This is a genomic window from Trinickia sp. NRRL B-1857, from assembly GCF_050470685.1.
GTDB lineage: Bacteria > Pseudomonadota > Gammaproteobacteria > Burkholderiales > Burkholderiaceae > Trinickia.
Map to the genome: position 1 here is coordinate 2,306,437 of NZ_JBFLUK010000011.1, position 12,110 is coordinate 2,318,546.

At 64.8% G+C, this 12,110-nt stretch carries 11 protein-coding genes; all 11 read right to left on the reverse strand.

The features are described from left to right. Position 1: 1 nt before the first annotated feature. The 11 genes from folC to leuB all read right to left on the reverse strand — a co-directional run bounded on the left by folC (position 2) and on the right by leuB (position 12,071). Positions 2-1,312, reverse strand: coding sequence for a bifunctional tetrahydrofolate synthase/dihydrofolate synthase (gene folC / locus AB1286_RS30680; protein ID WP_430366948.1), 1,311 nt, complete (start codon positions 1,310-1,312; stop codon positions 2-4). 42 nt (positions 1,313-1,354) lie between these two features. Beyond that, the gene (accD, locus tag AB1286_RS30685; protein WP_430366949.1) at positions 1,355-2,227 is read right to left on the reverse strand and encodes an acetyl-CoA carboxylase, carboxyltransferase subunit beta; all 873 of its coding nucleotides are present in this window, start codon (positions 2,225-2,227) and stop codon (positions 1,355-1,357) included. 150 nt (positions 2,228-2,377) lie between these two features. Then, on the reverse strand, positions 2,378-3,178 hold the full coding sequence (gene trpA / locus AB1286_RS30690; protein ID WP_430366950.1) for a tryptophan synthase subunit alpha: 801 nt from the start codon (positions 3,176-3,178) through the stop codon (positions 2,378-2,380). A 40-nt stretch (positions 3,179-3,218) separates the two neighbouring features. Then, complete coding sequence (locus tag AB1286_RS30695) at positions 3,219-4,079, reverse strand: DNA-methyltransferase (protein ID WP_430366951.1); 861 nt, start codon at positions 4,077-4,079, stop codon at positions 3,219-3,221. Between the two features lie 13 nt (positions 4,080-4,092). After that, positions 4,093-5,286, reverse strand: a complete 1,194-nt coding sequence (trpB, locus tag AB1286_RS30700) for a tryptophan synthase subunit beta (RefSeq protein WP_430366952.1) — start codon at positions 5,284-5,286, stop codon at positions 4,093-4,095. Positions 5,287-5,347: 61 nt separating this feature from the next. After that, complete coding sequence (locus AB1286_RS30705; RefSeq protein WP_430366953.1) at positions 5,348-6,043, reverse strand: phosphoribosylanthranilate isomerase; 696 nt, start codon at positions 6,041-6,043, stop codon at positions 5,348-5,350. Positions 6,044-6,047: 4 nt separating this feature from the next. Further along, positions 6,048-6,845 carry a tRNA pseudouridine(38-40) synthase TruA gene (gene truA, locus AB1286_RS30710; RefSeq protein WP_430366954.1) on the reverse strand — a complete coding sequence of 266 codons (798 nt, stop codon included), beginning with the start codon at positions 6,843-6,845 and terminating at the stop codon, positions 6,048-6,050. Positions 6,846-6,856: 11 nt separating this feature from the next. After that, positions 6,857-9,325 carry a FimV/HubP family polar landmark protein gene (locus AB1286_RS30715; RefSeq protein ID WP_430366955.1) on the reverse strand — a complete coding sequence of 823 codons (2,469 nt, stop codon included), beginning with the start codon at positions 9,323-9,325 and terminating at the stop codon, positions 6,857-6,859. Positions 9,326-9,523: 198 nt separating this feature from the next. After that, on the reverse strand, positions 9,524-10,645 hold the full coding sequence (asd, locus tag AB1286_RS30720; RefSeq protein ID WP_430366956.1) for an aspartate-semialdehyde dehydrogenase: 1,122 nt from the start codon (positions 10,643-10,645) through the stop codon (positions 9,524-9,526). A gap of 81 nt (positions 10,646-10,726) precedes the next feature. Then, positions 10,727-10,870, reverse strand: coding sequence for a hypothetical protein (locus tag AB1286_RS30725; RefSeq protein WP_430366957.1), 144 nt, complete (start codon positions 10,868-10,870; stop codon positions 10,727-10,729). Positions 10,871-11,003: 133 nt separating this feature from the next. Continuing rightward, complete coding sequence (leuB, locus tag AB1286_RS30730; RefSeq protein WP_430366958.1) at positions 11,004-12,071, reverse strand: 3-isopropylmalate dehydrogenase; 1,068 nt, start codon at positions 12,069-12,071, stop codon at positions 11,004-11,006. Positions 12,072-12,110: the final 39 nt, after the last annotated feature.

The window sequence follows — 12,110 nt, forward strand, 5'->3', positions numbered from 1 at the left end:
GTCAATGTTGCCGAGACTTACGGTAGGCCATTACACCGGCAACCGTATAGAAGCTGCCGAAAACCGCGATTCTATCATCCTCTGTCGCGCGGCTCAGCGCGTCTTGAAACGCTTGCGCGGGCGAAGCGAACCGTTTGATGCTGCTCTCGGCTCCCTCTTCGACGCCCGCTTCGCGTAAAACCTTCTCGAGGTCCTCGGCGCTCGCCGCGCGCCCAAGCGGCAAATCGGTCAGGCACCAGTGATCCACTTCGCCTTTCAGATGCTTGACGACGCCCGCGATATCCTTGTCGCGCATCGCGCCGAAGACTGCGTAGGTGTAGCGGAAAAACCCCATGCTGCCCAAATTCTGCGCAAGGACGGCGGCCGCATGCGGATTGTGTCCCACGTCGAGCACCACTGCCGGACGCCCCGGCAGCACCTGGAAACGTCCGGGCAATTCGACATTCGCGAGGCCGAGCCGAATGTCTTGCGCCGACACCGGCAGGCGATCGCGCAATGCTTCGAGCGCGGCGAGCGCAGCAGACGTATTGATCAGTTGATTGGCGCCGCGCAATGCCGGATAGGCGAGCGCCGAACGCCGCAACGTGGGCCCGACGTAGCTCCACTGTTGCCGCTCGCTGCCCGCCTGGCCTTCGTAGCGGAAATCGCGTCCGAACAACCACAACTGAGCGCCGATCTCCTGCGCATAGTCGATCAGCGTTTGCGGTGCCGCCGGATCGGCACAGATGGCCGGCCGACCCGAACGGAAAATCCCCGCCTTTTCGTAGGCGATCTTCTCGCGCGTATCGCCGAGGTATTCGGTGTGATCGATGTCGATGCTGGTCACGATCGCGCAATCCGCATCGACGATGTTCACGGCGTCGAGCCGTCCCCCGAGCCCCACTTCGAGAATGACCGCATCGAGCGGCAGCGATGCATACAGGTGCAAGATCGCGAGCGTCGTGAATTCGAAGTAGGTCAGCGAAACGGGCTCGGCCAAGCTCGTACGCGCCGCCTCCACCGCCTCGAAGTGCGGCAGCAATTCTTCATCGGTGGCGTTGCGACCGTCGATACGCGCACGCTCGTTGAATTCCAGCAGGTGCGGGGACGTATGGCAGCCGACGCGATAGCCGCCCGCGCGTAGAATCGCCTCGAGCATCGCACACGTCGAGCCCTTGCCGTTCGTGCCGCCTACCGTGATAACGGGACACCGCAATTCGAGTCCCAGCGCATCCTTAACCTTTCGGATACGCGTGAGGCCCATGTCGATGCCAACCGGATGCGCCGACTCGAGATGGGCGAGCCAGGCGTCGAGAGAAGAAAAAGTGGTCATCGCAACCCGCGGGCCGCCCCGCATTGAAACAACGTTGAATTTTTAGGCGACGGCGTCCGCAGGCAAGCGTTGGAACAACGCGATGAGCTGCGCCAATTCTTCACGCAGCCGACGACGATCGACGATCATGTCGACCGCCCCCTTCTGCACCAGGAACTCGGCGCGCTGGAAACCTTCCGGCAGCTTCTCGCGCACCGTTTGCTCGATCACGCGCGGGCCGGCGAAGCCGATGAGCGCCTTGGGTTCCGCGATGACGACGTCGCCGAGGAACGCGAAGCTTGCCGAGACGCCGCCCATCGTCGGGTCGGTCAGCACGGAGATAAACGGCAGCTTGGCATCGGCAAGCTTCGTCAGCATCGCCGTCGTCTTAGCCATTTGCATCAGCGACAGCAAGCTCTCTTGCATCCGCGCGCCGCCCGAGGCCGTGAAGCAAATGAACGGCACTTGCTGTTCGAGCGCATTTTGCGCGCCACGGACAAAGCGCTCGCCGACGACCGAACCCATCGAGCCGCCCATAAAGCCGAATTCGAAGCAGGCAACGACGACGGGCAGGGTATGAATCGCACCGCCCATGACGACCATTGCGTCGGTTTCCCCCGTCTCGTCCATCGCATCCTTGATGCGCTCGGGGTACTTGCGGCTGTCTTTGAACTTCAACGCGTCGACCGGCACGATCTCCTGGCCGATCTCGTAACGCCCCTCGACATCGAGCAACGCGTCGATACGCGCACGCGCGCCGATGCGCATGTGATGGCTACATTTGGGACAAACGTGCAGATTGGCCTCGACGTCGTTGCGGTACAGCACCGCCTCGCAAACCGGACATTTGACCCACAGCCCCTCGGGAACGCCCTTACGGCTCTTAGGGTCGGTCTGTTTGATCTTGGGCGGCAGCAGTTTGTCGAGCCAGCTCATCGTCGTTCCTTCAAATGATGTTGATACTGTGCACGCGGCGCGGGGCGCTTTCGGCGGCGACACCTTGGGGTGCCGCCGATCGCCAAGCGCCGGCGCATTCAGCGCCGCGGCTTTCGCCGCATGCGCCGATGCGCCCCGCGTCAAGCCGCGTTATGCGGCATCGAGCGCGTGGCGAATATCGGCCACGAAGCTCGTTAACGCCGAAGCGGCCGTTTGAGCCGGCACCTCTTCGAGCAGTTGAACCAGACGGCTACCGATGACGACCGCGTCGGCGACTTCGGCTACCGCGCGCGCCGTGGAGGCATCGCGAATACCGAATCCGACCCCAACAGGCAACCGCACCTGCGACTTGATGGCCGGAATTCTACTCGCGATGGCGGAAACGTCCAGATTCGCCGCGCCCGTGACGCCTTTGAGCGAGACGTAATAGACATAACCGCTCGCCACCTTGCCGACAGCGGCAATGCGTTCGTCGGTGGAGGTGGGCGCCAACAGGAAGATCGGATCGATACCGGACGCGCGCAAGCGCTCGGCGAACGCTTCCGCCTCCTCGGGCGGATAATCGACCGTCAATACGCCGTCGACCCCAGCATCGAGCGCCGCCGCCGCAAACGCGTCGACACCCATCCGCTCGATAGGATTGGCATAGCCCATGAGCACGACCGGCGTATCCGCATCTTGCTCGCGAAAGCGTTTCACATCGGCCAGCACATGCTTGAGCGTCACGCCGAGCGCCAGCGCGCGTTCGGACGAGCGCTGAATCACGGGACCGTCGGCCATCGGATCGGAAAACGGAATACCGAGTTCGATGACGTCGGCGCCGCCGGCCACGAGCGCATGCATGAATTCGACCGTGCGCGCGGGGTCGGGGTAGCCGGCCGTGATAAACGGAATCAAGCCTTTCTTGTTCTGTGCGGCCAGTGCCGCGAACTTCTGTTCGATACGGGACATGATGTCTTCTCTACCGATAAGTGCGATTCGCCGCGCCGCTTCAGGAGGCGACGGCGGGCGCGTCGGACGGCACGCTGCTTAGCGCAGCCACGCGTTCGCGCGCGATCGCGCAGTAATTTTCATTGATCTCATAGCCGACGAACGCACGCCCATGCCGTGCGCAAGCCACCGCCGTCGTCCCGCTACCCATGAACGGATCCAGAACGCGCCCGCCGGGCGGGCAACTCGACAACACCATACGCTCGACGATTTCAAGCGGCTTTTGCGTCGGATGATCGACCCGCTCGGCATGTTGACGGTGCAACCGCGACACCGACCACACATCCTTCGGGTTGTAGCCGACTTCCAGCCACTTGCTGCCTTCGAAGAGCTTGCGCGAACGCGCCTTCTTCGTGGCCGCATCGTACGGAATCCGAACGGGATCGAGATCGAAGTAATAGTCCTTCGATACCGCGAAGAAACCGATGTTGTCGTGTACGGAGGTGAACCGGCGCGTCGTGCCGCCCATGCTGGGTACGCGTCGATCCCAGACGATCTCGTTGACCATCGTGAGTTTCGTCTTCAAAAACGAGAAGATTTCGGGCGCGTACTGCCAGGTGCAAAAGACGTAGAGCGAACCGCTCGCCTTCAGCTTCGGGATGGCCAGCTCGAGCCAGCAACGGGTCCAAGCGAGAAAGTCCTCGCCCGAACGCATGTCGGAATCGTTGCCGTAGTCCTTGCCGAGCCCATAGGGCGGATCGGCGACGATCAAGTCGATCGAGGCATCGGGCAACGCCTGCGCATCCGCCAGGAAATCGCGGTTGCGCAGGTCGATGGGCAGGCGTGACGCGCCTGTGCTGCCGGGCGCACCACCCGCTGCCGCCTGCTGCGGCGCGTCGAATTCGTCGATGAGATCGCGCATTGCCGACTGTTGCTTAGAGCGCGAGGCCCGAACGTTCGGCGACCGTGTGCATATCCTTATCGCCGCGGCCCGAGAGATTCACGAGCAGATGCGTGTCGCGCGAGAGCGTCGGCGCGATCTTGGCCGCATACGCGAGCGCGTGACTCGATTCGAGCGCGGGGATGATGCCTTCGATCCGGCAGCAGTCGTGAAACGCCTTGAGCGCTTCCTCGTCGGTGATGCCGACATACTGCGCGCGGCCGCTGTCCTTGAGCCAAGCATGCTCGGGGCCCACGCCCGGATAGTCGAGACCGGCCGAAATCGAATGCGTCTCGATGATTTGGCCGTTCTCGTCCTGGAGCAGGTAGGTGCGGTTGCCGTGCAGCACGCCGGGGCTACCGCCGATCAGCGATGCCGCGTGGTGTCCCGTCTCGATCCCTTCGCCCGCTGCTTCCACGCCGACGAGTTTGACGGCAGTATCGTCGATGTAGGGATAAAAGATCCCCATGGCATTCGAGCCGCCGCCGACGCACGCGATCACCATATCGGGCTGACGGCCCGTGAGCTCGGGCATCTGAACGCGGCACTCGTCGCCGATCACGCGTTGGAAATCGCGAACCATCATCGGGTACGGGTGCGGGCCGGCCACGGTACCGATGATGTAGAACGTCGTTTCCACGTTCGTCACCCAGTCGCGCATCGCCTCGTTCAATGCATCCTTGAGCGTGCGCGAACCCGATTCCACGGGAACGACGGTCGCGCCGAGCAACTTCATGCGATAGACGTTGGCCGCTTGGCGACGCACGTCCTCCGCCCCCATGTAGACCACGCACTCCATGCCGAAGCGGGCCGCGATCGTCGCGGTCGCCACGCCGTGCTGGCCGGCGCCGGTCTCGGCGATCACGCGCGGCTTGCCCATGCGCTTGGCGAGCAGCGCTTGGCCGATCACGTTGTTGACCTTGTGCGCGCCCGTGTGATTGAGGTCCTCGCGCTTGAGGAACACCTGCGCGCCGCCGAGCAATTCGCTCCAGCGCCGCGCGTGATAGACGGGCGAGGGACGGCCGACGAAATACTTGAGCTCGTGCTGGTACTCGGCGATGAACTCGGGATCGTTGCTGAACTTCTCGTAGGAAAGACGCAACTCGTCGAGGGCATGGACGAGCGTTTCGGCGACGAACGTGCCGCCATACGGGCCGAAGTGGCCGCGTTGATCAGGAAGGTTGTACATGGTTGTCACTCTTCGCAGCGGCAGCGAGGCATCGTGCTCGTGCCTCACCGCCTTGCCTTTATCACCCGGCATCCGCCTCGCGCACCGCGCGCACGAATGCCGCCATTCGGGCGGGATCCTTCACGCCCCGGGCGCCCGGCACTTCGATGCCGCTCGAGACATCGACCGCGTACGGGCGCACGCGCCGAATGGCGTCACCGACGTTTTGCGCGTTCAACCCACCACTCAAAACGGCCCGACGCGCGAGCTCTGCTGGAATAAGTGACCAATCGAATGTCTTCCCGCCGCCGCCATAGCCTTCGACCAGAGTGTCGAAGAGCAAGCCGCCGGCTGTCGAATAGTTAAGGGCAGATTCTACCAAATCGGCCGGGCTCGCATCGGCCCCGATCCGCAACGCCCGAAGCCACGGCAAACCGGCGACGCTCGCGAGCTGTTCGCACTGCGCGCTCGTTTCGTCGCCGTGGAATTGGAGCATCGTGAGCGGCACGTTGCTCGTCACCTCGCCGATCCAGTCCGCCGTCGGATTGACGAATAGGCCGACGACGGAGACGAACGGCGGCAACCCACCCGCCAGATCGATGGCTTCCGCCACGCCCACCGAACGCGGACTCGGCGGATAAAACACCAAACCGATCGCATCGGCACCCAGGTCGACGGCCAACTCGACGTCGGCCCTGCGGGACAGGCCGCAGAGCTTGATGCGGGTGCGCCCGGCGATGGGGCCGACGGCGGACGAAACGGGGACAGCGCTTGTCATGGGCTCACTCGCTCCAAATGCCGCTCCAAGGTACGCTGCCGAGGGGTGCGGGCGGCACCGCGAACGCCTCGGGATAGCCCACATGGGCCAAGTACAGCCCCTCGGGCATGAACGTCGGCGCGGCGCGATCGCGATTGCGGCTCGCCAGCACGTCGGCCAGCCACGACACGGGATAGCGCCCACGGCCGACGGCGACGAGGCAGCCCATCAAGTTGCGAACCATATGGTGCAGGAACGCGTTGGCCCGGAACCGGAAATGGATTACGTCGCCGGCCTGGCGGACGTCGATCTGGTACAGATGCTTGATCGGCGTCTTCGCTTGGCATTCGGACGACCGAAATGCCGAAAAATCGTGCTCGCCGATCAGGCAGCGCGCCGCCTCACGCATCGCCTCGACGTCAAGCGGCGTATGAATCCAGCCGGCGCGGCCCGCGAGCATCGGCGAACGGACCGGGTTCACATAGAGCACGTAGTAATAGGTTCGCTCGAAGGCCGAGAACCGGGCATGAAAATCGTCCGGCATGCGCTTGGCCCACAGGGCGGCCACCGTCGGCGGCAAGAAGGCGTTCGTGCCGCGCACCCACGAGAAGGTCTCGCGATCGAGGTCCGTGTCGAAATGCACGACCTGTCCGAGCCCGTGCACGCCCGTGTCCGTGCGGCCGGCCACGATCGTGTGGAGCGGTTTGCACGCGAAATCGGCCAGCGCGCGCTCGAGCGCGTCTTGGACGGTCTTGCCGTGCGGCTGCGACTGCCAGCCGCAAAAGGCGGTGCCGTCGTATTGAATACCCAGAGCGATACGCATGGTCGATCGCGTCAGGAGAGCGGCGCGAGCGTCGCCAACATCGCGTGGGCATCGGCGTGCGTCGCCGCATCGTTCGACTCGATCACCTCGTGAATAAGCGTTCGGGCGCCGCCCAAATCGCCCAGTGCGATGTACTCGGCGGCCAAATCGAGTTTGTTGCGCGCAATCCTTGCCAGTTGTTCGGGCGTGAACGGCGGCTGCGCCTCGGCCTCGGCCTGCGCCGCCTCGCCGGCTGAGGCTTGCGAGCCGGGCAGGTCCAAATCGAACGACAAATTCAACCGCCCGACCGGCGCGGCACCAAGGCCCGTCACCACCGGGAGGGCTGAAGGCACGTGCGTCGCGCGGGCCGGTTCTTCGCCGGGCGGCTCCGTCTCGTCCTCGTGATCCACGTGGCCCTCGTGGCCCTCGTGGTCAGCATGTTCATGCTGGGGCTGCACCGTCGAAGTCGATTCCGTCGGCAGCCCAGTCTCGAGTTCTTCTCGCTCTGGCTCGCCCTCCGCTGCCGGCTGCGGCTCGGCCGGCGTCTCGGCCACTGGCCCAACTCGCGGCGGCAAGCCGATATCGAGGCCGTCGAGCGCGGCGACCGCTTCGGGAGGAAGCGTCGGCTCGCCTTGCGGCTCGACAGGAGCTTGCGCCTCTTGCGCCGTCGCCGGCTCGTGCGGTTCCGGTTGTTTCGCCTCCACCGGCTCGGCATGCGCCTCCTCGCCTTCGGATCGGCCTTCGGCGTGCGCGCCGTCCTTCTCGGGCTCGGGCCCCGTCTCGGCGACATGCGGGATCGGCGCCGGGACATCGTCCACCTGCGTAGGCGGCGCCGCGGTGACTGGCGGCATGCTCGGCAAAGCCGTGCTCAGATCCACCACAGCCCCTTCCGGCGCGACGCCCTCCTCGTCCGAAGACAAATCGCCCTCCTCGGTTGCCCCGGCCTCCAGCGCGAACAGCGGATTGTCCGGATCGAGTTGACGTCCGATGGAGGCGACATGCGTCCAATTCGGGCCTCGTCCGCCCGATAAGCGGTAGATACGCTGAGCGATCTCGTCGAAGCCTTTGATGTTCTTACGCTCCGCGTAGTGCGCGGCGAGGCCCATGAGTGCTCGCTTGCTCGAAGGCGTACGAGCAAGAATCGCCAAGAATTCGGCCTCGATCGGGTCGTCGGGCGTCGCGGCGGGCGTCGCCGCGGCTTGCGCGGACTCCGCGCCACGCGCGGCCGAAGCGGTGCTTGCCTTCGCGCCGTCGGCTGGGCGAGCCGAGCGACGACGACTCACGCCGAGCGCGATCAGCAGCACCAGCAAGGCCGCCACGATTGCGGCAACGATTGCCGCGACGACCGGAATCTGATTCTTCGCCAACGTGACGCCATAGTCGCCGATGCCGATAAAGCGCTGATTGGCGGCAGCCGCGGCCCGCGACTGGCCGGGTGCGGGTGCGCTGACGGGACCGGACGCAGGCGACACGGCAAAACCGGACGCGCCCGGCGATGCGCTCTTCGCAGCGCCCGAATGCGATGCCGACGGTGCACCGATTCCGTGCCGCTGCAATTCCATCAAAACGCGATTCTTGAGTGCGAGCAGTTGCTGAAGGCTCGACACTTTCGGATGAGAGGCTTCGGCGGCTGGGGCCGCAGCGGCTGAGGCCGACGCGCCGGGTTTCGGCGCGCTGACCGCCGCCGGCGTCTGAGCAGGCGCGGCGGTGGGCGCCGTGCCGCTCGCCGCAGGCTGACTCGCTGCCGCGGCGGTGGGCGCTTGAGCCGGCGCCGGGGCCGATGCCGCAGCGCCGGCCGAGGCGCCGGATGCGCCCGCCGAAGCCTGCGCCGGTGCGCTGGCCGGAGCGACGGGCGCCGGTTCGATGGCGCCCGACCATGCGTGTGCCCCGCTCGCGCCGCTCGGGACCGCCGGTTGCGCGTGCGCCGCGGCGGCCGCCGAAGCGGGATGTGCGCCTACGTTAGCGGCCGACGATGCCGCGGCCGCGGTGCTCGCAGGCGCTACGGCGGCCATGGCCGGCGCGGCGGATGCAGGCTTGGCTGGCGCCACACCGCTCGCCTTGGCCCCGCTTGCGGCAGCTTGCGCGGCCGCAGCGTTGCCCGACGTCGTATTCGGCGCGCTGGCCGCAGCCGGGGCCGGCGCACTCTCCGTCTTGGCAGGCGCCCCCGTGGCATCGAGTGCCGGGACGTTCAGCACCGCACCGAGCTTCAGCAGGCTCGGATCGCCACGCATGAACGCGGAGGGATTCGCGTCGAAGATCGCCCGCGCGGCGCGGCCGAGGACGGTTTTGTCATGAGAGCCGGTTGCGGCCGCGGCGATATCGGCCAGCGACTGCCCGGGCTTGACCGCGACCTGAGTGGCGGCCGAGGCGGGTACGGCGCTTTGCGCAACGGGCGCGGAGGCCGGCGCGGCGGCAGCCGCGGCGCCGGCGGGCGACGCGCAAGCGAGCCAAGCGCAGGCGATCGCAAGCGAGACGGCGCGACGCGTCGAACGTATTGTCATGGAGGTGTCACGCGCTTTGGAGCGCGCCTCGAGATGGCGTTTGGGAGAAACCACGATTGGCTGCGGCAAAAGAAAAAGGCGTCGCGGCTAAGCGACGCCCTTTAGGGGTTCCTATGCGTCGTAACCGCATAGTTTACGTGAGGAACCCGGCCAAGACCACTGTATGGGGTGCGGTGGCAACAACCACCCCTATGTGGCTTAACGTTCCAACAGGATCCGCAGCATGCGGCGCAGCGGCTCGGCCGCACCCCACAGTAGCTGGTCGCCGACGGTGAATGCCGACAGGTATTCGCCGCCCATCGCGAGTTTGCGCAGACGGCCGACAGGCACCGACAACGTGCCGGTCACCACGGCCGGCGACAGATCGCGCATCGACGCTTCGCGCTCGTTCGGCACGACCTTGACCCAGTCGTTGGCCGACGCGAGGATGCCGTTGATCTCGTCGAGCGGCACGTCCTTCTTGAGCTTGATCGTCAATGCTTGCGAGTGGCAACGCATCGCGCCGATACGCACGCAAAGTCCATCGACGGGAATCGAGCCGGCTTGACCCATGGCCGGCTTGCCGAGGATCTTGTTCGCTTCGGCACCGCCCTTCCACTCTTCCTTCGACATACCGTTGCCGAGATCCTTATCGATCCAAGGAATCAGCGAGCCCGCGAGCGGCACGCCGAAGTGCTGCGTGGGCATCGCGTCGGAATTCATCGTCTCGAGCACGCGACGATCGATGTCGAGAATGGCCGAAACCGGGTCGGCCAACTGCTCCTTGACGGCACCATGCAGCGTGCCCATTTGCGACAGCAGTTCGCGCATGTTCTGCGCACCCGCGCCCGACGCAGCCTGATACGTCATGGCTGTGATCCAGTCGACGAGGTTTTCGCTGAACAGGCCGCCGAGGGCCATCAGCATCAGGCTGACCGTGCAATTGCCGCCGATGAAATTCTTCGTACCCTTGACCAGCGCGTCTTTGATGACGTCGAGGTTGACCGGATCGAGAATGATGACGGCGTCGTCGGCCATACGCAGCGACGAAGCCGCATCGATCCAGTAGCCGTTCCAGCCCGCCGCGCGCAGCTTCGGGAATACTTCGCTCGTGTAGTCGCCGCCCTGGCAGGTGATGACGACGTCACACTTCTTCAGTTCGTCGATGCTCTTGGCGTCTTTGAGCTTGGTCTCGTTCTTGGCGAACGACGGCGCGTTGCCGCCCACGTTGCTGGTGGTGAAAAACACCGGTTCGATCAGATCGAAATCGCGCTCCTGCTGCATCCGCTGCATCAGGACGCTGCCGACCATGCCGCGCCAACCTACGAGACCTACGTTCATGACTAACCCTTGGAGTGGACGCTTCCCCGCAACTTTGCCCGGCGTGACCGCGCGGGGAAGACGAGCGGGCACGACGGACGATCAGCGTTTCGTGATCGTTTTGGGGGTAATCGTAATGATGGCGATGCCGGCAATGCCGACGGCACCAGCGATGGCGAGCCCGCCCACACGGGCCGTATCGCCGTGCAGGTTGTCAATCGAGGAGATTTGGGACAGATTCGCCATCGGCACAGTCTACACGAAAAATCCGTATCGGCGCGCCCATCGACATAGCCAATTCGGTAGAAACCTCTCGATTTAGGCACTTTTCTGAACGGACGGGCCCGAAGGCCCGTCCGTTCAATCAGTACCGGATCGATTAAAGCGCCGCACGCACCGCGTCGCCCATCTCGACGGTGCCCACTTGCCGGCAACCCGGCGTCGCGATGTCGCCGGTGCGGTAGCCGGCTTCGAGCACTTTTTGCACGGCCTTCTCGATGCGCTCGGCCTGCTCGACCTTGTTCAGCGAGTAGCGCAGCATCATCGCCGCCGACAGAATCGTCGCGAGCGGATTGGCGATGCCCTTGCCGGCGATATCGGGCGCCGAGCCGTGCGACGGCTCGTAGAGCCCCTTGTTGTTCTTGTCGAGCGAAGCCGACGGCAGCATGCCGATCGAGCCCGTGAGCATGGCGGCCTGGTCGGACAAAATGTCGCCGAACAGGTTGCCCGTCACGATGACGTCGAACGATTTCGGCGCCTTCACGAGCTGCATCGCCGCATTGTCGACATACATGTGCGACAACTCGACGTCGGGATATTGCTTGGCGACATCGATCATCACGTCCTTCCAAAGCTGCGACGTTTCGAGCACGTTCGCCTTATCGACCGACGTCAGGCGCTTGCCGCGCTTTTGCGCCGCCTGGAACGCGACGTGCGCGATGCGCTGCACTTCCGGTTCCGAATAGCGCATCGTGTCGAAGCCTTCGCGCGCACCGGCAAACGGGCCGTCCGGCGCTTCGCGCGTACCGCGCGGCGTGCCGAAGTACACGTCTCCGTTCAGCTCGCGCACGATCAGGATGTCGAGACCCGAGACGATTTCCGGCTTGAGCGACGAAGCCCCCGTCAATTGCGGATAGCAAATGGCCGGACGGAAATTCGCGAACAATTGCAGATGCTTACGCAGTCCCAGGATGGCCTGCTCGGGACGCAGCGCACGTTCGAGCGAATCGTATTTCCAGTCGCCCACGGCGCCGAACAGGATCGCATCGGCCTCTTTGGCCAGGGCCAGCGTCGAATCGGGCAGCGGATGACCCTTCGCCTCGTAGCCGGCGCCGCCGACGGGCGCTTCTTCCATCTCGAACTTCTCGTCGAGCGCGTTCAATACCTTGATCGCTTCCTTGACGATTTCCTTGCCGATCCCGTCGCCGGGGAGCACTGCGATTTTCATTCGGATTCCTATCGAGTTTTGCGATTGCTTATCTGCTTC